The 25,150-nt window shown below is 38.8% G+C and carries 22 protein-coding genes and 1 tRNA gene; 10 read left to right on the top strand and 13 right to left on the bottom strand.

What is annotated here, in order from left to right; genetic code table 11:
- Positions 1–148 precede the first annotated feature (148 nt).
- The 4 genes from B0169_RS03910 to B0169_RS03925 form a co-directional block, all read right to left on the bottom strand.
- Positions 149–616: a hypothetical protein gene (locus B0169_RS03910; RefSeq protein WP_077284657.1), complete on the bottom strand. Its 468-nt coding sequence runs from the start codon at positions 614–616 to the stop codon at positions 149–151.
- 96 nt (positions 617–712) lie between these two features.
- Positions 713–2,083 (bottom strand): serine hydrolase domain-containing protein, encoded by a 1,371-nt coding sequence (locus tag B0169_RS03915; RefSeq protein ID WP_235838456.1) that lies wholly within the window; start codon positions 2,081–2,083, stop codon positions 713–715.
- Positions 2,084–2,266: 183 nt separating this feature from the next.
- Entirely contained in the window at positions 2,267–3,853 is a 1,587-nt protein-coding gene (locus B0169_RS03920; RefSeq protein WP_077284658.1) for a cation:proton antiporter family protein, read from the bottom strand.
- 6 nt (positions 3,854–3,859) lie between these two features.
- On the bottom strand, positions 3,860–4,534 hold the full coding sequence (locus B0169_RS03925) for an arylesterase (protein ID WP_077284659.1): 675 nt from the start codon (positions 4,532–4,534) through the stop codon (positions 3,860–3,862).
- Between B0169_RS03925 and B0169_RS03930 the strand changes: the two genes are divergently transcribed.
- From B0169_RS03930 to B0169_RS03945, 4 genes are all read left to right on the top strand, one after another.
- Positions 4,533–5,276: an ABC transporter ATP-binding protein gene (locus B0169_RS03930; protein ID WP_077284660.1), complete on the top strand. Its 744-nt coding sequence runs from the start codon at positions 4,533–4,535 to the stop codon at positions 5,274–5,276. The genes B0169_RS03925 and B0169_RS03930 overlap by 2 nt on opposite strands.
- A 3-nt stretch (positions 5,277–5,279) precedes the next feature.
- A complete protein-coding gene (locus tag B0169_RS03935; protein ID WP_077284661.1) occupies positions 5,280–7,862 on the top strand; it encodes an ABC transporter permease in 2,583 nt (860 codons plus the stop codon).
- 118 nt (positions 7,863–7,980) lie between these two features.
- Positions 7,981–9,042 carry an AI-2E family transporter gene (locus B0169_RS03940; RefSeq protein WP_077284662.1) on the top strand — a complete coding sequence of 354 codons (1,062 nt, stop codon included), beginning with the start codon at positions 7,981–7,983 and terminating at the stop codon, positions 9,040–9,042.
- A 524-nt stretch (positions 9,043–9,566) separates the two neighbouring features.
- Positions 9,567–10,199: a hypothetical protein gene (locus B0169_RS03945; RefSeq protein ID WP_077284663.1), complete on the top strand. Its 633-nt coding sequence runs from the start codon at positions 9,567–9,569 to the stop codon at positions 10,197–10,199.
- Between the two features lie 80 nt (positions 10,200–10,279).
- Here B0169_RS03945 and B0169_RS03950 read toward each other — a convergent pair whose 3' ends face one another.
- From B0169_RS03950 to B0169_RS03975, 6 genes are all read right to left on the bottom strand, one after another.
- Positions 10,280–10,894 carry a MarC family protein gene (locus B0169_RS03950; protein WP_077284664.1) on the bottom strand — a complete coding sequence of 205 codons (615 nt, stop codon included), beginning with the start codon at positions 10,892–10,894 and terminating at the stop codon, positions 10,280–10,282.
- Positions 10,895–11,243: 349 nt separating this feature from the next.
- Complete coding sequence (locus B0169_RS03955) at positions 11,244–11,477, bottom strand: hypothetical protein (protein WP_077284665.1); 234 nt, start codon at positions 11,475–11,477, stop codon at positions 11,244–11,246.
- 88 nt (positions 11,478–11,565) lie between these two features.
- Positions 11,566–12,042, bottom strand: coding sequence for a DUF2947 family protein (locus B0169_RS03960; RefSeq protein ID WP_077284666.1), 477 nt, complete (start codon positions 12,040–12,042; stop codon positions 11,566–11,568).
- Between the two features lie 123 nt (positions 12,043–12,165).
- A complete protein-coding gene (locus B0169_RS03965) occupies positions 12,166–13,419 on the bottom strand; it encodes a protein kinase domain-containing protein (RefSeq protein WP_077284667.1) in 1,254 nt (417 codons plus the stop codon).
- Between the two features lie 144 nt (positions 13,420–13,563).
- Positions 13,564–13,640 (bottom strand) — tRNA-Val (locus B0169_RS03970).
- A gap of 184 nt (positions 13,641–13,824) precedes the next feature.
- Positions 13,825–15,168 carry an MATE family efflux transporter gene (locus B0169_RS03975; protein WP_235838457.1) on the bottom strand — a complete coding sequence of 448 codons (1,344 nt, stop codon included), beginning with the start codon at positions 15,166–15,168 and terminating at the stop codon, positions 13,825–13,827.
- Positions 15,169–15,277: 109 nt separating this feature from the next.
- Here B0169_RS03975 and B0169_RS03980 point away from each other — a divergent pair, with 109 nt between their 5' ends.
- A complete protein-coding gene (locus B0169_RS03980; RefSeq protein WP_077284669.1) occupies positions 15,278–15,895 on the top strand; it encodes a riboflavin synthase subunit alpha in 618 nt (205 codons plus the stop codon).
- Between the two features lie 64 nt (positions 15,896–15,959).
- Here the strand turns inward: B0169_RS03980 and B0169_RS03985 are convergent, their stop codons facing one another.
- Both B0169_RS03985 and fdxA read right to left on the bottom strand, forming a co-directional pair.
- The gene (locus tag B0169_RS03985; RefSeq protein WP_077284670.1) at positions 15,960–16,166 is read right to left on the bottom strand and encodes a CPXCG motif-containing cysteine-rich protein; all 207 of its coding nucleotides are present in this window, start codon (positions 16,164–16,166) and stop codon (positions 15,960–15,962) included.
- 170 nt (positions 16,167–16,336) lie between these two features.
- The gene (gene fdxA, locus B0169_RS03990) at positions 16,337–16,669 is read right to left on the bottom strand and encodes a ferredoxin FdxA (protein ID WP_077284671.1); all 333 of its coding nucleotides are present in this window, start codon (positions 16,667–16,669) and stop codon (positions 16,337–16,339) included.
- Between the two features lie 194 nt (positions 16,670–16,863).
- Here fdxA and B0169_RS03995 point away from each other — a divergent pair, with 194 nt between their 5' ends.
- From B0169_RS03995 to secF, 4 genes are all read left to right on the top strand, one after another.
- Entirely contained in the window at positions 16,864–18,510 is a 1,647-nt protein-coding gene (locus tag B0169_RS03995; protein WP_077284881.1) for an NAD(P)/FAD-dependent oxidoreductase, read from the top strand.
- 166 nt (positions 18,511–18,676) lie between these two features.
- Positions 18,677–19,093 (top strand): hypothetical protein, encoded by a 417-nt coding sequence (locus tag B0169_RS04000; RefSeq protein WP_077284672.1) that lies wholly within the window; start codon positions 18,677–18,679, stop codon positions 19,091–19,093.
- 160 nt (positions 19,094–19,253) lie between these two features.
- Positions 19,254–21,086 (top strand): protein translocase subunit SecD, encoded by a 1,833-nt coding sequence (secD, locus tag B0169_RS04005; RefSeq protein ID WP_235838458.1) that lies wholly within the window; start codon positions 19,254–19,256, stop codon positions 21,084–21,086.
- Positions 21,083–22,003 (top strand): protein translocase subunit SecF, encoded by a 921-nt coding sequence (gene secF, locus B0169_RS04010; protein ID WP_077284674.1) that lies wholly within the window; start codon positions 21,083–21,085, stop codon positions 22,001–22,003. The genes secD and secF overlap by 4 nt, the downstream gene beginning before the upstream one ends.
- Positions 22,004–22,210: 207 nt before the next feature.
- On the opposite strand, the gene B0169_RS04015 is transcribed toward secF, so the two are convergent.
- Positions 22,211–22,924: an START domain-containing protein gene (locus B0169_RS04015; protein ID WP_158077047.1), complete on the bottom strand. Its 714-nt coding sequence runs from the start codon at positions 22,922–22,924 to the stop codon at positions 22,211–22,213.
- 230 nt (positions 22,925–23,154) lie between these two features.
- On the opposite strand from B0169_RS04015, the gene thrS reads away from it, so the two are divergent.
- Positions 23,155–25,065: a threonine--tRNA ligase gene (gene thrS / locus B0169_RS04020; RefSeq protein ID WP_077284676.1), complete on the top strand. Its 1,911-nt coding sequence runs from the start codon at positions 23,155–23,157 to the stop codon at positions 25,063–25,065.
- Positions 25,066–25,150 lie beyond the last annotated feature (85 nt).

Consider the following 25,150-nt stretch of genomic DNA (forward strand, 5'->3'; position numbering starts at 1 on the left):
CCTACTGGCGGCGACAAGTTGGTGGCTGAAATGGTGAACAACGAACGCTAGCCAATTGTTTAGCACTCGTTGGTGCAAATTTATAGGGGTAAGTTTTTAAGCATGAGTTTTAGGTTTAAATTCTTAGGTTTAAACTCTTAGCTTTAAATTATGACAAGCCAAATGACTTTTTAGCTATATCCAACAACTGACTAGATATTAAATCACCTTTGTTTATACGATAATGATTCATCGTAGTCATTTCTTTCATAAGGTTTGGATCAACAGAGTAGGTTTGTCCATCAAATGATATTTGATCTTTTGTAAAGTAAACAACCAACCATTTTTTGGCAGCAGGTAACATTAATAACAGTTGCTCTGCCTGTTTATGATTAAATTTACTACCTGTATTTTCAAGTGGTTTGGGTATAACTTGGTTGCTTGTAAGGAGGGCAGTATCAATAAAGTTTCTTAACTGAACAAAGCCATGATGTTTTGCATAGACAATTGCGCCGTCTGTATTTTTGTTCAGCCAATAAATTGATTGAATGTCGTTAGCAACATCTGAGCTGTAGTCATTGTTGGCGAAAACATTTGAGGTAAATAATGTCAAAAATATAAATAGTAGTTTAATCATTTTATAATCCTTTATTGGTGACAAGTGCCCCATATCGCAGTAAGCATAACACCATTTTAAGATTTTAAGCGACCAATTGTTTTCCATTGATTATATTTACAATTTAATCAACGCTTCTTGCTCACCTTGATATAAATATACGGGAACAATTTCATTTTTTCCGTTATTTTCCCTAAGCTGAAAATAGTTTTCAGTACATTGATAAGAATACGAGTTGTTTTCTCGTGCGATGAGTTTTCGTTTATTCTCACCTTTATATTGAGAATAAAGAGTGTCATCTTCGAATAAAATATTTAAAATCTTAGCGTCGGGAGAGCGATAACTGCCCACTAACCTTGCGGCCATATGCTTAATTTTTTCTCTATCTAGTACTGGTTTAGGGGATAGATTTAACTGCAGCGCAATCATATCCAACAAAGCGGGACCTGGATGCTTACTATCGATGTTAGTAAATGCTGTAGCAGTTAAGCCTTCATTTGGAAAATAAACATGCCAAGCAAAAAATCCAGGAACCTGTCCTTGATGGCTAACGCTGTCTAATCCAGTTATTGGGTATATATCTAAGCCATATCCATAGTTTATCGACTCTTTATTGTTCAATTTAGCGCTGGTAGTCATTAGCTTGTAGCTTTCTTTTGAAATAATATTGCCTGATTTTAATGCGTTTTGCCAAAGGCTCATATCAGCAAGCGTAGAAGCAATAGCGCCCGCAGAATAGATCCAACTACGATCAACATTCCACTGTCGTTGAGTTGACTCTGCAGCAGGCAGGTACTTTTGAGGTTCATTACGGCTACTCGTGTAGCCGTTGACTTCTCCAGCAGATGTTCCAGCTGTTATTACAAAGGTATTAGCCATGTTTAACGGTTTAAAAAATGTATTAAGCATGAACTGGTCATAAGGAACACCAGAAGAAACTTCAATAATTTTACCTAATAAAACGTAGCCCAAGTTTGAGTAACTATATTTCTTGCCGGGCTTAGAGTTAAGAGGCTGCTTACTAATGCTTTGAATAACTTGATCAATCGAAGCATATTTATCATAAATTTTACTTACTGCAGGGTCTCCTAAGTAATCAGGTAGACCAGAGGTATGGCTTAAAACTCTATCAATCGTTAAGTATTTATATTCTGGGTTAATATCAGGAATAAACTTACCTAACGTGTCTTGTAGCGATAGTTTGTTTTTTTCTGATAGTTTCAAGATAGCGGCAGCTGTAAACGTTTTCGTAACAGAGCCTATTTGAAAGATATCGTCGACATGAAGAGCTTTCATTGTTTCGATATTCGCTACACCAATAGCCCCACTGTAAATGTGTTTACCTGACTGCTCTAATCTGACAGCCATCCCTGGAGCTTTAGCGTTATTGTGACACTGTAAAATTTCATCAAAATCAATTTTTTGCGTTGTAGCACTACATACACACACGCCAAAATACAAACTAACGAATAACTTTTTAATCACCACAGAGACACTCCATTGTATGATAAAAATATTGCTGACCATAAATGGCAAGCGACTAGCCCACGCTTTTTGGGTGGGCAACTTTTAATGGTTTCACTTGATATATTTAGTGATGCATGAATACAGTTCGTTTCATGATTGGCCATTGTTTAAAGGACAATAATCGCCCACGGCTCATCAAGCTGTTTAATTGGTTTCTAGTACTTGTACCGGCTTAATTAAGCCAAGACTTTCTTCTGCAAAACCAACACCAGCTTCGTTGTAAAAGTTGAATACTTTGTCGACACCAAATTCCTCTAACGCTATCCGTTCATCATCGTATCTCGCTATGGCAGCAATTTTTCCACGGTAATTAGTGCGCTTAATTTGTGCAGTGATATTCATAATATCTTGAACCGAAGGCAAAGCTAAAAGTGTTAGTTCAATTTTGCTCAGGTCAATACTTTCCCAAAAATCAGCGTCTTCAGCATCTCCCAAATAGGCTTGAATGCCTTTTTCGTTCAACCATTGGACTTTGTCTTTGTCAGTATCTAGCCCCCAAACTTGATTGCCAATTTGAGCATTTAACGCTTTATAAGCACCCATGCCGACTCGACCCATACCAATAATGGCAATGGGGGCTTCACAAGGCTGAACAAAGTTGTCTTCTTGTAAGCGTTTGTTACTTTCAAAGCGTTTGAATTTATCTTTGTTTCTAGCAAAGTAATCATGAGCAAAGTTATACAAAATATTTGTTAATATAAATGATAATGAAACGGCTAATGACAGTATGACTAGCCACTCTGGAGACAACCAACCTGATTTGTTACTGAGAGCGGCTACTATCAGGCCAAACTCACTAAAATTACTTAACGCTAAAGCAGACAAAAATGCTGTTCTACCACGTAGTTTCAACTTGACTAAAATAAAGAAAAACAGCAAAAATTTAACCGGCAACAAGAGTGTTAGTACGGATGCTATGGCTAGCATTTCCATCGTTGGTAGCGCAGTAAAACCTATTGAGAGAAAAAAGCCAATTAAGAACAAGTCTTTGAAGCTGAGTAATGATTTTGTTATTTCACTGGCTTTAAGGTGCGATGCTAAGTACATACCGGCTAAAAGGGCACCAAAGTCACCTTTAATTTTCATAAGTTCAAATAACTCATAAGCACCAAAAGCAATAAAAAAGCCCATTAATGGTATTAATTCACCATGCCCGGCTTTATCAATGCCTTTATTAATATAAGGTTTTAGTGGAATGAAAAGTAACAACAATGCCGCCCATGGGCTTGGCACTTTACCAGTGGCTAATACTAAAAATACCACGGCAATAATATCTTGCATTACCAGTATTCCTATTGCTAACTTACCGTGGCGAGTGCGCATTTCTCCATGATCTTCCATCAATTTGACCACGCATACTGTGCTGCTGAAGCTTAAAGCAAAAACAATTAAAGCAGAGGTGACGATGTCGAGATCACTGAAAAGTGGAATAGCAGCCAGTGCAATGGCCTTTACTATGATTAAGCCAAACAAAAGCCAGAAAATAGTATGGCTTAAACTACCAAACCAAACTTCAGGTTTAATTAAGTCTTTAACATTGAGTTTTAAGCCAATGGTAAATAGCATTAATGTAATGCCAATATCAGCTAGCACTGTGATCATGCTATCAGCTTGGTAACCCAAAAAATTTAATATAAACCCTGCGGCCAAGTAGCCAATTGAAGGTGGTAAAGAAATAAGCTTAGTTAATAAACCACATATAAAAGCAAAGCCAATCCAAGTAAATTCCATGTTACGTTAATGCTCCGTTGTCATGAGTGTTTTGAGCTGTTGCTCAACATAGTCAGCTATTATTGGTTGTGCTTGTGCATTTGGATGAATGCCGTCTGCTTGCATCAGGTTTTTATCCATCGCAACCGCTTCCATAAAAAAAGGTAATAATTTGATATTGCTAGATTTTGCTACATCTTCGAATACTTGTTCAAACATTTTATTATATCTAGGGCCATAGTTTGGCGTTATTTTGATTTTAATCATTGAAACGTTGATGTTTTTACTTTGTGCTAACTGCACCATTTGTAACAAATTATTTTTGATAAGCTTGGGTGAGTAGCCCCGCAAACCGTCATTTCCACCTAGCTCTATCAGTAAATGATCAACATTCTCATTCGCTAAAATGCCTGACAGGCGAGATAATCCGCCACTCGTGGTTTCACCACTAACGCTAGCATTTATTATTGTGTATGGTTGCTGTTGTTCGATAAGCTTTTGATTGAGCAAATGAACCCAGCCTTGTTTGGGTTTCATCCCATAACTTGCGCTGATACTATCACCTAACAGTAAAATTTTGGTGACTGAGTTGATACTAATGTCGTTATCAACCGTATTGGTTTTTGTATCTTTCGCAGCTGCGTTAGCTGCAGTGACAAAAAATAAGCTAATAAATAATATTAAAAGTGGATAATTTTTCATGCATGTAACTTCCGAGAGTATTTTAAGCGTAAATAACCTAACAAAATCAGTGCAAGTTGAAGATAAAACCCTCGCTTTACTTCAGCCACTTAATTTAACGGTAACTGCGGGGGAATCACTTGCTATTGTGGGTTCGTCTGGTTCAGGTAAAACAACGTTATTATCAATTTTAGCTGGCTTGGATTTACCAAGCTCTGGACAAGTGTATCTTAAAAACAAGCCATTACACCAGTTTAATGAAGAGCAACGTAGCCAAGTAAGGGCACAACATGTTGGTTTTATTTTTCAGCAGTTTTTATTAATTAACAGTTTAACCGCACTTGAAAATGTGATGTTGCCCGCAGAGTTGGCTAACTTGCCTGATGCGCAAGCACGCGGAGAAGCTTTACTTGCTCAAGTGGGGTTAGCTGATCGCTTGGATCATTACCCCTCTCAGCTTTCTGGCGGTGAGCAGCAGCGTGTGGCAATAGCACGGGCATTTATCTCTAAACCAGATATTTTATTTGCTGATGAGCCAACAGGAAACCTAGATAGTAAGACCGGACAGCATATTACAGACTTAATTTTTGACTTAAATGCTAAAGAAGGCACAACCTTAGTGCTAGTTACTCATGATGCTAAGTTAGCTGCTCGTTGTCAGCGACAAGTTGAAATGGACAGCGGGGTGCTGACCGAGAAGCTCGAGTTTTCCACTCCTGAGCATGACAATAAAACTGAAATGTCAGCGCCACAAGTAGGATAATTTATGAGTAACCTTACCCCTAAAGCATCATCTATGTGGTTTGTTCAGTCATTACGTTTATTGCATCATGAACTTCGTCGTGGCGAATTAACAATTATTTTTCTGGCTATTGTACTTGCTGTTGCCACGGTATTTTCACTAACGGGTTTTTCTGGGCAAATTAAACACGCCATTGTTGCCAATAGCACTAACACCATTGGTGCCGATCGCGTCTTAAGAATGTCGTCAGAAGTCGATCCAAGCATTATTGAGAAAAGTCAGTCATTAGCGCTGAAGTCTGCAAAAAAAATAGAAACAGAGTCAATGGCATTCGCCGGCGATAATATGCTACTGAGTGAACTTGATGCGGTGTCGGATAGTTATCCATTACGTGGCGAGTTAAGAGTAAAAACCTCATCAACACAAGCTGAAAGCGTTATTGCAAGTGCACCCCAAGTAGGCACAGTGTGGGTTGAGCCAAGTGTGTTAAGTCGTTTAGATGTCAAAATTGGTGACAGCATTGAAATTGGCTTAGCGCCATTAACCATTGCGGGTATTGTTACTGATATTCCTGATCGTTCATATCGTGCCTTTATCGCAGGTCCAACGGTGATTTTAAATATTGCCGATATGCCAAAAACCGAGCTAATTCAGCCCGGTAGTCGTATTACCTATAAATATTTATTTGCCGGTGAAAACCAAGCTATTGAAACCTTTGAAGCATGGATAAAACCGCAAATTAATGAATCGCAACGCTGGTATGATGCCAAAGCCGCACAAAATAGATTATCGAGAATATTAGACACAGCCGAAAAGTTTTTATCGTTAGCCAGTATGTTGGGTATTGTTTTAGCGGCCGTTGCTGTGGCAGTTGCCAGTCGTCGTTATGGGCAGCGACATCAGTCTACGGTGTCGATATTTAAAGCATTGGGTGCGTCAATTTCGCATGTTAGAAAGCTCTATTGTTTACATTGGACCTTACTGAGTTGTTTAAGTATTGCTACCGGCTTATTGGTTGGCTATGGCTTGTTATTATTAGGAGTTAATGCCATTGCAAGTTATTTGTCATTAGCTGATGCGCCTTTGACCTTTGTGCCATTCTTAACCGCGATATTTACTGGTTTATTATGTGCAATTGCCTTTGCCATTCATCCTATTATGAGCTTAGTGCAAAGCTCGCCATTAAATGTCATTCGTGGTTTTAGCCAAAATAAAGTGGCACGATTTGGCTGGCATCAATTACCGCCTTTGCTTGCGTTATTTTTACTGTTATATATTTTTAGCCAAGATCTGGTGATGAGCGCAGCATTGCTACTTGGCGGTGTTGTGGTGTCGTTTATTTTGTTGATGTTTGGTCGCGGCTTAATGAGCGCAGGGAGAAGTGTGGGTACTAAAGCAGGTAAGTCATGGCATTTAGCCTTGGCTAACTTAAAGCGACGTGCCAGTGAAAACAGTGTGCAATTAGTCAGTTTTACGATTGCTATTAAATTATTGCTACTTATTACCGTGATGAAAAGCTCAATTTTGTCAGAATGGGAGCAGCAATTTCCTGAAGGCACGCCAAACCATTATTTAATTAACATCAGTGAAGCGCAAATAGACCCATTAAAACAATTTGTTGCAGAGCACGATATTGCTAATCAAGGTTTTTATCATGTTTACCGTGGTCGCTTATCTGCAATAAACGGTATTAAGACGGTTGATGAAGATAAGCCAGATGAGCAAGCAGCAAATGACGCCACACCTGCCGACAAGGAAAAACAAGCGGCTAAGAAAACTGAGCAACAAAAAAGTAGGCAAGGTATGGGCCGCGAGCTTGGTTTAACTTGGCGTACTGAATTACCTGAAGAAAATGAAATTATTGCCGGGCAGTGGTGGCAAGTTGGTGATGATAAACCACAAGTATCGATTGAAAGTAATATCGCTGAACGTTTAGAGATAAAGTTAGGAGATAACTTAACCTTTACCTTAGGCTCTGACGAATTTACGGTGCCAGTAACCAGTATCCGAGAAGTAAACTGGCAAAGCCGACAATTAAATTTCATTATGGTATTTAATCAAAGTGTACTTGATAAATTTCCGACAACTTCAATTTCAGCTTGGTCAATATCGGCGCAAGACCGAGATATGGTTTATCGCTTTATGGCTGATTTTCCTACCATTACCTTAATGGATTTTGCCGCTATTATGGCGCAGCTCAATAATATCATTGAGCAAGTTTCTGTCGCTATTCAGCTAATTCTTATCTTAGTAGTGCTTGCCGGAAGTTTGGTGTTAATTGCTCAAGTACAAGCCAGTATGGAAGAAAGAGAGCGAGAACTTGCCATTTTAAGAACCTTAGGCGCTAGTGGGAAATTACTGCGTAATAGTGTGTTATATGAGTTTGTTGCCTTAGGGGCTATCGCGGGCTTAATGGCCAGTGTCGGTATGGAAATAGCGGTATATATTTTACAAAGCCAAGTTTTTAATATGCCAGGCAGTTTCCATTTTCAATATTGGCTTGTTGGCATTGGAGCTGGAGCGTTTTTTGTTGGTAGTATTGGTATGCTGAGTTGTTGGCGCTTACTTAATTTATCGAGCGTGACCTTGATCAGACGAACAATGTAATTGTCAATTAACAAGAAATAACGATACGCGGTTGAATAAATACTGGCTTGATGGTCACATAATCGCGTATAGTTTTAATAACTTACTATCAAATTAAACAACATGCAGGGTTTATTAAATGGCTTTACAAGGAAAGGCTGGCGGCGCGGTTAAATTTTTATTGGTTACCGCGGCATTATTTGTCGTATTGGCAGGTATTAAGGTTGCAGCAACATTATTAGTGCCATTTTTATTATCGGCATTTATCGCCATTATTTGTAACCCTTTGGTGACAAAAGCTGCTGACTACAAAATTCCAAAACCGATAGCGGTTATATTTGTTATTGTTCTTTTTGTCTCTATTGCCTTGTCACTTGCAGGTCTTGTTGGTAATTCATTAAATGAGTTGTCGGAATTAATTCCCGCCTATCGAGAGCAACTGCAAGAGCAATTTATTTGGCTGACTCAGCAGCTTGATCGCTATAATATTGTTATTTCGCATGAGTTACTTATTGAGTATTTTGATCCCGGCGCGGCAATGGGCTTAGCTGCTAATATGCTCAGTGGCTTGGGCGGTGTAATGGCAAATTTATTTTTAATTATTATTACTGTAATTTTTATGTTGTTTGAAGCATCAACAGTGTCGCATAAATTGCATTTAGCCTTGGACGATCCGCAAGCTCGTATTAAACAGATTGATGAGTTTTTAGCGTCAGTTAATAATTACCTTGCGATTAAAACCCTTGTTAGTATTGCCACCGGTGTTTGTGTATCGGTAATGCTGTGGGCTTTTGGCTTAGATTTTTATCTTTTATGGGGCGTACTCGCTTTTTTACTTAATTATATTCCAAATATCGGTTCGATAATTGCTGCTGTACCGGCAATGTCGTTAGCTGTTTTACAATTAGGGCCTGCGGCAGCAGGTTTTATTGGCTTAGGTTATTTAACGATAAATACGGTTATGGGTAATGTGGTTGAACCGCGTTATTTAGGACGCGGCCTCGGGCTTTCAACATTAGTGGTGTTTATTTCATTAATCTTTTGGGGATGGCTGCTGGGAACTGTTGGTATGTTATTGTCAGTACCACTTACCATGATCATTAAAATTGCTTTAGAAAGCTCTGCAGAAGGCCGATGGTTTGCGGTGTTATTATCCAGTGAAGAGTCGAGTGAAGGCTCGAGAGAAGGTGCGACTGAATAACCGGGTGCGCAGCCAAATATTGAAGCAATTAAAATACCTAGCGCCGAAGCGATTAAAGAACAAGCTTAAGCCTTAATCAACAGCTTTATTGATTGATGTGTAACTTGTCAGCCTACAGAGCCATTACACTGTTATTTTGGGGGATTGTAGGCTATTTAATACTACGCATTTATGAATGACTTTTCACCTTACATAACAGCTGTATAAGCTGATAAGTATTGGACTTATACAGGATAGCGAAAATATATTGATACTTGTTTGGCTTTTTAGACGTTATCTTCAATGGCAGACTGTTCGTATTACTTTTCGCTATAACGCTGGTTACACAGTACAAGTTCAATGTAGTGGTATGTGCATCATGGTTATTCCTGCTATATAACACTTACTATACAATGCTGATTTGCTATATTACTTCTTACATTTTCTGACACTTATTATGCTTTAACTGACAGTTTGGCTACTGAATTAAACAGCTATTTTACTTAAGCTTACGGCATTGATAATGTTCAGGAAATAGCACTAAAATGTCGATATTAACGCAAAATTACTGTCAGCAGAGCACAACAAGAAGCAAAGAGAGGTTTGCTTTATTATTTATTGCGTTTTTTATACTGCAATTTCTTTCCATATTTAATGCTAATGCATACGAAAGCCCTAGGTTTGGTTTTTTCATTAAAAATGAAGTCAATGACGGTAATAACATTTCCGGTATTGGTGCTGAAATGTGGTTTACTCATCGTAATTCTAACTTTGGTGCTTCAGTGTTAACTTCTATTGGACATGGCGATGTTACAGACCGAGATAACGTTAAACATGATTATTTTGCTTGGGAGGCAGGCTTGAAACTAGGCTACTTTTCAGATGTGTTCGCTTATGCAGAAGTTGGCTTTGATTTAGGCGAGTTAGCGCTTAATGATCGCAATGAAGATGATGAATACCGTATTTATTCGTCGGATCAAAAAAATGATTTTGTTGTTAGTAATAGACGTCGATATGACGAAGCTAATAATATTGATGGCTATGTTGGTATCGGTGCCGGCGTTAAGTTTGATCATCTACAAATTGAAGCGTTTACTCGTTTAAGGCAAATTGATGGTGAATATTGGAAAGCTGAGAATCAAGCTTTTACTGGTGCCAAATTGTCGGTGGTGTTTTAGGGCTAGTGAGCTTTGCTGGGGCGCTCTTCACCCTTCAATAAAAAAGAAGGGCGTTTGAGTAAGGTATGCGTTAGTTGTATTTATTGAACACTATAATACTCGCTAAAACCTAGCAAAATATTTGTGGTTGCAACAGAGGCAAGTATTAACCCCATTACTCGGCTGATGACACTTGCGCCACTGCTACCTATAATTTTATTAATGGCGCCGGCTAACAGCATTAAGAGATACGTTATGACTAATACTGACAGCATGACGGTGGCTGTTTGTATTTGCTCCCAAACGCTGTATACCGAATTTTTAGTTAATAATACTGCTGCTAACATCGCACCAGGGCTTGCAATTGATGGCACCGCCAGTGGAAAAACCGCAGTATCTTTATGTGATTGATCTAATAATCTTATTTCTTCTTCAGGTTTACTGTCACCAAAGATCATATTTAATGCAAAAAGAAATAATATGATGCCACCTGATATTTGAAAGGCAGGCAACGGAATTGACAGCGCTTTGAGGACGAACTCCCCAACCACAACAAAAAATAATAATACGCACATAGAAATAATGGTGGAGAGCAACGCAATACGGCGTTTTGTTTTTTGGTCATATTGGTCGGTCACCGCGATGAATACTGGCACAGTGCCTATTGGGTCTATAACGGCAAAAAAAGTAATAAAAACAGCCAAAACATCTATCATTTAATAATTACTCCATTAAGCTCAAAGTTAAAAGCTTATGTCTAAAAGTTCAAAAATAGCTTACTTGAATGTGCTGCAAGCGCTTGCTTGTCAGGTTGGGTTGATTGGTTATCGTCAGAAAAATTGATAGCTAAAGCATATAACCATAATGCGTTAGATACGAGTCAGTGACACTGAGTATACTACTATCCTCAAGGTACGATGAGTGATGAACGACTGCTCTGCGAGATAACTAACTTAATCATTACTCACTATCAAATACTGACGCTATGACTATGGTTGCAGGTAAATTGTCAAAGCGAGTCGCTGGTAACTATTTAGTTAATTATGTCATGCTACAATTGATAGGCTAATTCATCACATTTTGCTGATTTTTCGCAGCTAATGCCATTTTAGCTTGGTGTTTTTTCTTAAAATATCGATATAAAAAAACAGCAATAATGATATTTAATACGCAACGTAAAAACTCAACTAATTCTACATCTGCGCTGACTAAAGCATAAGCTAAATCAACAGTTGAACCTAAGCCTAGGATAATGGCCATAACAATAAATATTTTTTCTAATGGCATAGAGTTAGACATATCTGACCTTTTTACGAACGTGGTGTATATCACGTGCCACTGTTATTGAGTTTTCAATAAAGCTGTCGCTATCAAGCTTTATACTGAACTATAAGGGTTTGTAACCGACCTTAAAATAACCAGTTGAAAGAAATTGTGCGGTCTCTTTGCGTTTTTTAGCAATCAAGATGGCACCGTCATCCATAAATAAAAAGTTTTTCCAGCAACGTTTAAACACTGCCCATGTTGTTTCGATAACGTTATCACGGGCACTACAATAATAGACCACAGTGTTATTGTCCCACGTTAAATGGCTTAATATTTGCTCAGGCAACGCGCTTTCTTCACTATCCCAAATGCTTTCCCATTTGCCATTGTCGATCCAGTTTTTACCATTTTCTGGCCAGTCACCTTTTTTAAAGAAATCAGGGTGATCAACCTGTTTACTAATATTGGCATCCCAAAGCATTTTTGCGCGATTAGCCGTCATAGGCTTTATCATGTGCTTATCGCCGACCTTAACCGGTAGGCTTTTATGCTTGAATATCCAAGCGTTTTTTAATTCGTCAATTGAGATGTAGTTCATAGTGTCTTCTATAAAATTTGCGTCATGGCATTATAACAAGCGTTGATGATAACTCATTAGTAATTTCGATATTAACCTTGTTAAATTAGCCATACCGACGAGTTCACAAGGCTGTTGTGTGATTTATTCTGCATTGTCGCTACTAATTTTTTGTTTAATGGCTTTAAACATTGGACTTTGTTTATCCTGGTGATGGCAAATGCTTAATAAGTCTTCAATAAAGTAATTTAATGCTCTACGCTCAATATTTTTAATTAACGTTTGTTGGCCGCTATCTAGCATGTGGTACATAGTTGCCGCACCAAAGTCGCCAAAGATGATATTAGCATTGTTATCAAACAACGTGTTATGTGCGTATAAGTCGCCATGACATACTTGGTTGGCATGTAAGTGCTCGAATACATCTTGCATTTGCGTGATTATTTTATCAATGTCGACAATGCTTAAGGTTAATTCTGTCGGGAAAGTATCACGTGTACAAGTGGCGAAAGTTGGTGGTAAACCTAAGTTTTTAAAGTGCTCAGGTATTAAAGACATAATTAAGGCTAGATAACCGTTGTCATTAACTTGTGCTAAAGAATTGACGATATTCTTATGTCTACCGGCCTTTAAACATGCTTGTAACTCGTCTTTTGGGTAACCGTCACTGGTTACTGAACCCTTAAAAACCTTTACGGCCACTTCATTGGGGAATACTGCTTGGTTTTCAGTCCAAGTTGCCTTTGAAATAATGCCAGAAGCACCTTGTCCTAACACTTCGTGTAATGTAAAACTTGATGCCGGTAATGTTGGCACTGATGCGATGTTAAGTTCAGTGTGGCTGAATGGGTTGCCGGAAAAAGCAAACCAAGCAAGTTTAGGTAAGTTAAGTAACTGGCTTGGACATTGGGTTAACTTGTTTGCTGAAATACGAACGAGTTCAAGGTTATGTGACTGCGCTAAAGTTAACGGTAATTTCGTTAATCTGTTACCCGCTAATGCCAGCTTTTGTAGCCTTGGGCGCTCACCTAAACTGTCAGGCAAGGTTTCAATACAGTTATCAGTTAATATCAACCAGCGTAGCTTAGCGGGTAGCGAACGAGCAGAAACCTGATGAATTTGGTTGGATTTAAAGCCGATCATTTCTAAACTTTCACAACCACCTAATGCTTCTGGCAGGGCAGTAAAAAGGTTATTTGAGGCGAAAATTATTTTCAGCTTTTTTAGCTTAACAAGTTCGTTTGGTAGCGCGGTTAATTGGTTATCTGATAAGTCTAGAATTTCTAAGCTATCAGCTAATGACAAAATCTCTACCGGGAAGCAGGTTAAATTTTCAGATATCTTTAAACGTGTGATACCTGCTAGTTCTCCAGACTTTAACTGAGATAATGTATGCATTTATTAACCTACTGTTATTAAAATTTTAATTGGGAATACTAGCAAGTGATTAAACACTTTTAAGATAAATTTCAGACGTAAAAAAACCCGAGAAACTTTTAATAAAGGCTTTTCGGGTTTTTTTTGGGTTATTAAACCCGAATATGGTGCTCGCTACTGGACTCGAACCAGTGACACCTTGCATGTCATGCAAGTACTCTAACCAACTGAGCTAAGCGAGCATTTTTACTACAAACGTTGAGCAACTCAACGAGGCGCTATGTTAGCGATCTGTTTTATTAAGTGCAAGCGATTTTATTTAAAATTAGATGCAACTGCTGATTAATTCAGCAGTTGTCGTGGCGGTTGTTCATTTAAACTGCGAATAGGCTAATAAATATTATCAATTCAGGCTGAATACATCAGTTATTGCGTGGTGTGCTCCAAGGCAACTTGTTGATCGAGGCGCTGTTGTACTATTTTTAAACGCCAAGCTAATAATACCGCTGCCACGGTTAAGCCTGATATAAAACCAACCCAAAAACCATAAGGACCCGTTGCTGGTACTATCCAGTCTGTAAGTCCTAATATCAACCCAAATGACAAACCGACAATCCAATACGAGAAAAAGGTAATATATAAAATTGATTTTGTGTCTTTATAACCACGTAATGCGCCAGCTGAAATAACTTGTATTGCATCTGAAAATTGAAATAGGGCGGCTAAAAACATCAGGCTAGCAGCAAGCTCAAGTACTTCAATGTCCGTGGTGTAAATAGCGGCGATTTGTGTACTAAACAATAATGTTAGCGCAGCTGTTGCAACAGCAATAATTAATCCTAATATGACTGAATAGCGACAAAGCTCTTTGGCATTTTCTAAATTTTTATTACCAACTTCAAAGCCCACTTTAATAGTGACTGCCATCGCTAAACTTAATGGCACCATGAACACGAGCCCAGAGAAGTTAATCGCTATTTGATGGCTTGCTACTACATTCGCACCAAATGGCGCTAATATTATTGCCACTACGGCAAATAAGCTGACTTCAAACAGTAATGAAAATGCGATTGGCATACCCAGTGCCATGATAACTTTCATTTCAGACCAGTCAGGCCAATAGAACTTTTTAAATAGTGGTGCATGTTTTAAATGTTTTGAATAATAAGCATAAGCCAACATGCCAAAAAACATTACCCAATAAACAATGGCTGTGGCAATACCACAACCGGCACCACCCAGGGCAGGCATACCAAATTCACCATAAATAAATATATAGTTGGCAGGGATGTTAATCAGTAAACCTAAAATACTGATGATCATGGTAGGGCGGGTAAAAGATAAACCCTCAGAGTAATTACGTAATACTAAATAAAGACAATATCCCGGGCCACCCCAAACAATGTAGCCTAAGTAATCGAACATTAACTGTTTTAATGCTGGCTCTAATGAGATTGAGTTGATTAATAATGGTGTAGCAATGTAATAGGCTATGATAACAATGATAGAAAAAAATACTGCTATCCAAGCGGTTTGGTAGCTGCTTTTTGCCACGTCATCAAATTGTTTAGCGCCAGATAATTGTGAAATAATACTTGCCAATGCCATGACCAAACCAGAAATAGTTAAAATCAGCGGCAACCAAACACTACTCGCCACCGCAACGGCTGCCATATCAGTAGCGCTAACTCGGCCAGCCATAACGGTATCGGCAAAGCCCATTAAGTTTTGGATCAATTGAGCAATTAAAATTGGATAAGCCAATTTCATCAGGTTTTTACTATTGGAAAAAAAGCGGTTAATGTTCATCAAGGCAATTATATCATTAGGTTTTTCTTGCTAAGATAGCAAAAAATAAAGTTATTTATCTGGATGATATATGTTTACAGGTATAGTGCAATCACAAGCTGAAGTAATTGCGATAATTAGTAAAAATAATGCGATAAGGTTAAAGGTTTCTTTGGAAAATCGTTTGATTGAACATCTTGAAATAGGGGCTAGCGTTGCTATTAATGGTGTTTGCTTAACCGCGGTAGAATTTGGTCATTTGACTGCAGATAAAAGCTACATAAGTTTTGATGTTATCGATGAAACATTACGGGTATCTAATTTGGCAGATATTACCTTAGGTACGCAAGTTAATGTTGAACGGTCGCTGAAAATTGGCGATGAAATTGGTGGGCATATGCTCAGCGGTCATGTTCATACTCAAGCTGTTGTTATCAATAGAATTGATAGCAAGGACAACTGCACACTGAGCTTTAGTTTAGCGCCGGAATATCAAAAATATATTTTTGCTAAAGGTTTTATCAGCATCAATGGTATTAGTTTAACCCTTGGCGTAGATGTTGATGGGGGTTTTTCGGTACATTTGATCCCTGAGACCTTATCTCGCACCAATTTACAACATGTGCTTGTTGGCGATAAAGTTAATATCGAATTTGATCAGCAAACCATGACTATAGTTCAAACTCTTGAGCGAATGAATTTACGCTAACATGAACAATTTTTGCTACAGGTTAATATCAATGCGCTATTAAATGGTGAGGCAAGTAAGCTAGTTAAAAAACTTGCTCATCATCACTGGCAACCGCCAGCTGAATTTTTTGATTGTATTCATCAACATGTAAATTCAAATGTATTTCCATACAGCAGGCTGGACATTCATCATAGTAATCTTGATCGCCTTCGCTAGGGTCTAAACTGACACGAATATGGTGACCGCAATTGGGACATTCAATACGTTGCTCTTTAAGTTTATGGGGCATGTTGCCTCCTAATACTCACTCGATGAATCGTACTTTTAGTATGAACATTTTTAAAGAAAGTGCGAATTTTAGCCAATAAAGCTTGGTGAGAAGCACAGCTGTTTTGCTGAATAAAGCAATTAACTTAGCTAGAGAGTTTTTATTGTTGTACTTTTACTTGCGGGCTAAAATTAATCGAGATCAGTGATCAGGTGGTTAATTTTATTTGCTACTCCATCCCATTGTTCGGCATCTGCTGGCGCAGGAATAACGTCGGTGATCACAGGCCATACTTTCGCCAATTCAGCGTTAAGCTCGATAAAGTCTTTTTGGTTTTCTGGCACTTCATCTTCTTGATAAATAGCTTCAGCAGGGCATTCAACCGGGCATAGGTCGCAATCAATGCATGACTCAGGATTAATAACTAAAAAGTTTGGTCCTTGATGAAAAGCATCCGCTGGGCAAACCGCGACACAATCCGTGTACTTGCATTGAATACAGTTATCAGTAACTACAAAGGCCATTATATTTTGCTCGTTTTATCTTGTTGGTATGTTAAATCGATTCGCACTGCTGCGATAAAAGCGCCGATCATACCTAGCTTGCTAGCAAATTCAATTATTGTTTTTCTATTGTGTCGGTTTAGTATTTGGTATCGCTAGTACTATCAGGTAAAATGGCGCAAATTTTTACCCTAGTCTCGCTTTGGATACATTATATGTTGCGTTTAACTAACGTCAAATTACCACTAAATCATCAACCTGAAGAATTAGAGCAAGCTATTCTTGCAACATTAAACATCACGGCTGAGCAGCTAACGAGTTTTTCAATCTTTAAGCGTGGTTATGATGCCCGCAAAAAAAGCAATATTATTTTGATGTATACCCTTGATGTGGATACAACAAAAAATGCTGAACTGATTGCTGAGCATGCTAAAAATCAAAATATTAAAGCCAGTCCCGATACTCGCTATAAATTTGTTGCACAAGCCCCCGAGACGTTAACTGAGCGCCCAGTAGTTATTGGTATGGGGCCTTGTGGTTTATTTGCTGGCTTGTTACTAGCGCAAATGGGCTTCAAACCGATCATTTTAGAGCGTGGTAAAGAAGTACGTCAACGCACCAAAGACACTTTCGGTTTTTGGCGTAAAAAAGTCCTTAATACTGAATCAAATGTACAGTTTGGTGAAGGCGGAGCAGGTACTTTTTCTGACGGTAAACTTTATAGTCAGGTAAAAGATCCTAAACATTACAGCCGTAAAGTATTGCATGAGTTTGTTGATGCTGGTGCGCCAGCTGAAATTTTGTATGTCAGTAAACCACATATTGGTACCTTTAAATTGGTTACCATGGTTGAGCAAATGCGTGCTGAAATTAACCGCCTTGGCGGCGAAGTTCGTTTTGAGCAGCGCGTGGATGACATTCATTTTGAAAAAGTCGACGATGATAGCGATAACATGCAAGTGACAGGTTTAACCTTAGCGACAGGTGAAGTTATTAAAACTAAACATATTGCTTTAGCTATCGGCCATAGTGCGCGTGATACTTTTGCGATGTTGCATGAAAAAGGTGTATTTATTAAAGCTAAGCCGTTTTCTGTTGGCTTTAGAATTGAACACGAACAATCGGTGATTGATGAGGCTCGATTTGGTGAAAATGCCGGTCACCCAATTTTAGGCGCTGCGGATTATAAGTTGGTACATCATTGTACTAATGGGCGTTCTGTTTATAGCTTCTGTATGTGCCCAGGTGGCACGGTGGTTGCGGCAGCATCTGAAGAAGGACGCTTAGTTACCAATGGTATGAGCCAGTATTCACGCCATGAGCGTAATGCTAATAGCGCTATTGTTGTTGGCATATCGCCGGAAGATTATGACGAAAATGGCAGTAAAGATAATGTGCTTGCCGGTATTGAGTTTCAACGTCGTTTAGAAGAAACGGCTTTCAAACTCGGTGGTGAAAACTATGATGCGCCAGTACAACTTGTCGGTGATTTTCTTGCGGGGCGCAAAAGTGGTGAGCATGGCGCTGTTGAGCCTTCTTACAAGCCGGGCGTTAAGTATTGTGATTTAAGTGAAACGTTACCTGATTATGCCATTGAAGCAATTCGTGAGGCACTGCCGGCATTCGAGCGTAAAATAAAAGGCTTTTCTATGGCTGACGCGACATTAACGGCGGTTGAAACCCGTACCTCATCACCCATCAACATCACCCGTGATAAAGAAAGTTTCGAAAGCGTTAACACAAAAGGCTTATATCCAGCTGGAGAGGGTGCAGGTTACGCCGGAGGTATATTGTCTGCCGGTATCGACGGTATTAAAGTGGCCGAGGCGATGGCGCTTTCGATGCTGAAAAGTTCTCAATAGTTATTGCACGTAGCGCGGTGTGAGTTTGTCACGAGGGTTTTAGTTGAAGCTAGTACAAACTCCACACCCGAATTAACTCATCTTAAATAAAAAGTTAATTCAAACTATTGAAAAGCTAATAAAGTGCCTTATATCTTTGTTTATCTAAAAGGAGTGTTCTTTGTTCATGTGGCGTAAATTAACAGTCATGTTATTTTTATTGATACTAGCTAAAACAGCTGGTGCTTTGCCGATCGTAGAACTTTCTAATGATAACTCTTCAAGCCATGAAGTTGCGTCACAAATAGCGCAAAAAACCGATTCCTTAGACACTGATGAGCCTGAAGTTTTATATAACTTACCCAGAAGCAACACCTTTAACGCGTCATTGTTTAACACGGAAATACAAAGTAGCCCTGAATACTATTTAGTTGTTGAGTTTTTTAAAATTAAGCTCACGGCAGGGCTATTTAAAAATTTAGCTAATCCGCCATTAATCACACCTTGGTACGAACAATTAAGCCATAGCAGCCATTTGTCTCGACTTTCCGGCTGGAAAGACGGCAATTTGCTGTATTCATCACGTAAAACCTACCACAGTTAATTCATCCACTCTTGTGCCATGGAAATACCAAGCTGTATTTTCTGAGCATTAAAAATCAATTAGTTATGTTTTAACACTGATAATTATTTATCAGTCACTTGCTGTGCTTGCTGTTAATTTCGTTATAGCAATTTACAGCCGATTTTTATGTAGAGATTTTATGATGAATTCACGTTATACCAAACCTGTTAACAAGGTGAAATGGCAAAATATTGTCATTATATTCGTATTGCTGTTTATGCTAATCAGCGCCTTACCTAATTTATATTCAGATAAGCTAACCGTTCACTTGACCAGCAAGAACGCGCAAAGCGAGCCAATAGCAGCTCAAGATATTAACCGTTTGTTAGTTAAGCACAAACTCGCTATCGATGAGATCAGAGCATCAGCAGCAGGCACCGCGATTACATTAGCCAATAGCGCGGATCAAGCGGCTATTGAGAAGTTATTAACAGAGCAATTTTCTGCAAATTATACCATTGATAGTTCGATAGAAAACAACGCACCGGCTTGGTTGAAGGTGTTTCATGGTGAGCCAATAAAATTAGGCTTAGATTTAAGTGGCGGGGTGTTATTTGTTCTTGATGTTGATACCGAGCGAGCATTGTTTGATAAATTGCAAGGTATTGCCTTGGACATTAAGTCTCTAGCAATAGCTGATCGTATTCGCTTGAGTAACGTATCACAGCCGAATAACCACTCAATTACCTTGAGCTTCTCTGCTACTAAGTACAACACGGTTGCGCAACTATTAACAAAAATTACTCAAAGCTACCCCGAATTAACACAAAGTAAAATTAGCAATAGCCAAGTAACCTTAGCTTATTCAGCAGCCGAGCAAGCGAAATTTCGTCAAGAAACCATGAGCCAAACGCTGAAAACTATGCGTGGTCGTATCGAAGAGCTTGGTATTACCGAAGCGGTAACCCAAAAGCAGGGTAAAAACAGGATCCGTATTGAGCTTCCGGGTGTTCATGATCCAGAAGAAGCGAAAAGAATTATTGGTGCTACAGCGTCGTTAGATTTTTATCAACTAGCACAACACTCGAATGCTGTTGGTATATTGCAAATGCGTGATAAATCGGGTCGTCAACTTAGAATGAATAGCCAAGTGGTGTTTTCTGGTAGCCACATTAAAAATGCTCGCTCAGGTCAAGATGAAATGGGTATGCCTTTAGTTAATCTCACTTTAGATGCTGTGGGTGGTAAGAAAATGTCGATGTTTTCTAAGCAAAATATTGGCAAACCTATGGTAACGGTATTTTCCGAGTTTTATCGAAATGCGAACGATGAGATGGTGAAAAAGAGCAAAGTGATTAATGTTGCCACTATTCAGCAACATTTGGGCTCGCAATTTAGCATCACCAATATGTCGAGCCCACAAGAGGCGCAAGAGTTAGCCTTATTGTTACGAGCAGGTTCATTAACTGCACCGGTAACCATAGTGCAACAACGCAGTATTGAAGCAACTTTAGGTGTTGATAATATTGATAACGGTATTAAGGCATTAACTATAGGTATTGGTATTACTTTAGTCTTTATGTTTATTTGGTATCGCAGTTTGGGACTTATCGCCAATGCTGCCTTGGGATTAAACTTGATTAGCTTACTAGGGTTAATGTCGTTGCTACCTGGTACTGTATTAACCTTACCCGGTATTGCGGGCTTAGTGCTTACCGTCGGTATGGCGGTTGATACTAACGTACTTATATTTGAAAGGATAAAAGAAGAATTAAAACGCGGGCGTAAAGTGCTTTTTGCCATCGAAAGTGGCTATAAAAATGCTTTTTCTACGATTTTAGACGCTAACATTACCACGATGATCACCGGAATTATTTTATATGCTATTGGCTATGGGGCAGTAAAAGGCTTCGCCATCATTCTATGTTTGGGTATTTTAACTAGCATGTTTACCGGTGTTTTTGTCTCAAAAGCTTTAACTAATTTAGTGATCCGTGAAAACAAGTCTCAGTTACTTGGAGTAAAATTATGAACAACCTGCTTTTAAAACAACATGAAACCTTAAGTAAATTTCGTATTATCAGTTTGTATTTCGCAACGGCGCTGGTCATTTTTTCTCTGCTGGGCATATTCAGTAAGGGGCTTAATTTAGGCTTAGATTTTACCGGTGGCTACTTAACGGAATTCACCACAGAAGAATCACTTACCCAACAGAATATGGAAGCGCTGTTAAGTTCATATTTACCTGATAGTTTTAGTTTAAAATCTGCTGAAAATGGTCGTCACTGGAGCGTTCAACAAGCCGATAACGAGCTAAGCTTGAAAGGCAAAGTATGGCTAAGCGATTTTTCTGAACAAAGCGCCTTAACCATTATACCATTGGATTCAATTTATATTGGTAGTCAAGTTGGTGATGAGTTAATTAATCAAGGTGGCTTAGCACTTATTACCTCGGTGATCATGATATTGCTTTATCTCTCATTTAGATTTGAATGGCGTTTAGCGGCAGGTTCAGTTATTGCGCTTTGTCATGACGTTATTATTGTGCTGGGAATTTTTGCTTGGTTTGATATACCTTTTGATTTAACCATAGTGGCCAGTTTACTCGCTATTATTGGTTACTCATTAAATGACTCTATTATTGTCGGCGATAAAATACGTGAAATGATGAAAAGGAATAATCAGCAAAGTGTTGAGAGCATGGTTAACTTGGCAATAAAAGCGACCATAGTGCGAACCTTGATCACCTCAGGAACCACACTAGCAACAATATTAGCGGTATGGATATTTGCTGGTGAATCATTAGCGGGTTTTGCTATGGCGCTTTTTTCAGGGGTTTTAGTAGGGACGTTTTCATCGATTATCATTTCAGCCACCGTGCCGCAGTTACTTGGCTTGTCAGTTGAACATTACAATCCAGCAGAGCAAGAGCTTTGCTCGTTGCCATAAACGGCTCTGTCGTTAATGTGAGTGTACCTATAACTAAATAGGTACACTCCGTTTGTCAGTAGCCTGAACTCTGGATAAGCTATTAGTGATGTTCGCCTTGCTATAATATTTACTTTGCCACCTAAGCTTTTGCTTGATTTGGATATCAAGCACTCATTATCCAGAGCTCAGCTTAAGTATTTAAAGCATTTAAAATAGCGGTAAGGCTTATTGCCATTCTTGGATATCTGCGCGACTTTTTTGTTGCCAAGGGCTGTTTGGTAGCTGCTCTCGTATATTGTTGAGTGTGGTCCATATACCATTGAGGGTCATAGGTTTGGTGAGCCATTGTGGAATATTCCCTTTAGGGTCAACAATGAATTGGTAACTTATTGCTATTTGGCTGTTTTTTGTTGGCACGACCAACCAATGTGCTTTCAGTACTTGCATGCGAATAGTGTTTTTAGTGGCAATAATGCTATCACTGGCATCTTTTACGGCAATTTCAACTGATAGATTATCGTTTTGCCAGTAATGGGAATGTACCACCATTTCGCGGGCAGAAACGGGCCATAACCCTTTGAAGCGGGTAATGAAAATATTTTCGTTAGCGGTTATTTGATTAATGATTTTCGCCGATTCAGCATTATCTAGCCAAACAGGCAGCAAGGCTAAGTCTTCAAGAAAATACATAAAGCCAGCCAAACTTGAGGCAACTTGTGCTTGAGCTTTTATTTCAAGTAAGTCGTTATACTGACTCGTACGATAACTGACCTTGAGTTCAGCATCTTGACGCCATACTTGCCAAGACTCATTTTTGCTCTTATCTTTGCTTTGAGAGTTGTTCTCTGCAGCCAAGCTCGACAATGAAAATAAGCCGAAAAGAACAGTTAAAAGCCATAAGGTAGTTGCAGCAGATGTTTTTTTAGTTTGCTTGTTCAATATACGCGCCTTGTCGTTGCAAATTAAGGTAAATTACCCTATATTCCGTGCTCGGTTTAACACATTGAATAAGCTTTATAAGTGAGTGTGTTAGTTGCCAGACGATATTGTATCGAATTTAGCTTTATATAGTGCCATTAATTGTCTAATAATCAAAATGTTACTATAAAAATTATTATAATAATCAAGCGGCACTTAGTGTGTGTCGCCACTGAACAAAGGAAATATACATGCCTGTAATTACGCTTCCCGATGGTAGTCAACGCTCTTTTGAACAAGCTGTTTCTGTAATGGATGTAGCCCTTGATATCGGCCCAGGTCTGGCTAAAGCCACCATTGCTGGTCGCATCAACGGTGAATTAGTCGATGCTTGTGAATTAATTAAAGAAGACGCAGCACTGCAACTTATTACCAGCAAAGATAGCGAAGGTTTAGAGATTATTCGTCATTCTTGTGCACATTTATTAGGTCATGCGATTAAGCAATTGTGGCCTAATACCAAGATGGCTATTGGTCCAACAATCGAAAACGGTTTTTATTATGATGTTGATTTAGAAGAATCAATCACCGAAGACGATTTAGTTAAACTAGAAAAACGTATGACAGAATTAGCGCGAACGGGCTATGAAGTTATTAAAAAAACAGGTACGTGGCAGGATGCATACGATGCTTTCACTGAACGTGGTGAAACATACAAATTAGAAATTCTTGATGAAAATATTGATAAGTCAGATACACCCGCGCTTTATCATCACCAAGAATACATTGACATGTGTCGTGGTCCTCATGTGCCAAGCATGCGTCATTGTCATCATTTTAAGTTGATGAAAGTTGCTGGCGCCTATTGGCGTGGTAATTCAGATAATAAAATGCTGCAACGTGTTTACGGCACAGCATGGGCTGATAAAAAACAACTTAAAGCTTATATCGTGCGCTTAGCGGAAGCTGAAAAACGCGACCACCGTAAAATTGGTAAAACGTTAGATTTATTCCATTGGCAAGAAGAAGCGCCAGGTATGGTGTTTTGGCATAACGATGGTTGGACGATTTACACTGAGTTAGAAAAGTTTGTGCGTGAAAAGTTGCACGAATATGATTATGACGAAGTTAAAGCGCCAATGATGATGGATAGAAGTCTTTGGGAAAAATCAGGCCACTGGGACAAATATGCTGATGGCATGTTTACCACAGAATCTGAAAAGCGTGAATACGCGATAAAACCGATGAACTGTCCGGGTCATGTTCAGATATTTAACCAAGGGTTAAAATCTTACCGTGATTTACCGCTGAGAATTGCAGAATTTGGTTGTTGTCATCGTAATGAGCCATCAGGTTCATTACATGGCTTAATGCGTGTACGTGGCTTTACCCAAGATGATGCACATATCTTCTGTATGGAAGAGCAAGTACAAGCGGAAGTAACTAAATGTATTGAAATGGTTTACGACGTATATGGCTCATTTGGCTTTGAAGACATTGTTGTTAAACTTTCAACGCGTCCAGAAAACCGCATTGGTAGTGATGAAATTTGGGATAAAGCTGAAGCAGGTTTAGCGCAAGCATTAACGGACAGTGATATTAAATTTGAATACTTACCAGGTGAAGGTGCGTTTTACGGTCCTAAAATTGAATTTACTTTAATGGATTGTTTGGGACGTGCTTGGCAATGTGGTACTGTGCAACTCGATTTTGCTTTACCAGAGCGTTTAGGCGCAACTTATGTTGGTGAAGATAACGAAAGATACATTCCAGTGATGATCCATCGTGCAATTTTGGGTTCACTTGAGCGCTTTATCGGAATTTTGATTGAAGAGTACACCGGCAAATTTCCAACGTGGTTATCACCAATTCAAGCAACTGTGATGAATATTACCGACAAACAAGGGCAATATTGTGAAAAAGTTGTTAAAAAACTAAAAGAAAATGGATTTAGAGCAAAACTAGACTTGAGAAATGAGAAGATAGGCTTTAAAATCCGCGAGCATACTTTAAAGCGTGTTCCGTATTTGTTAGTTGTCGGTGATAAAGAAATGGAAACTGGCGAAATTGCAGTACGAACTCGAAGTGGTGAAGATTTAGGTACAATGTCAGTTGATGACTTTGTTGCCAAATTATCAGACGAAGTTAAAGCTCGTCGCTAAGCACTTTATATTATAAAACACGTAACATTATTATTTAAGCCAAGTAAGCTAAAACTATAAGCGCTTACTTGGTCACAACGTTCTT

Origin of the sequence: Cognaticolwellia aestuarii (genome assembly GCF_002000025.1) — a bacterium.
GTDB lineage: Bacteria > Pseudomonadota > Gammaproteobacteria > Enterobacterales > Alteromonadaceae > Cognaticolwellia > Cognaticolwellia aestuarii.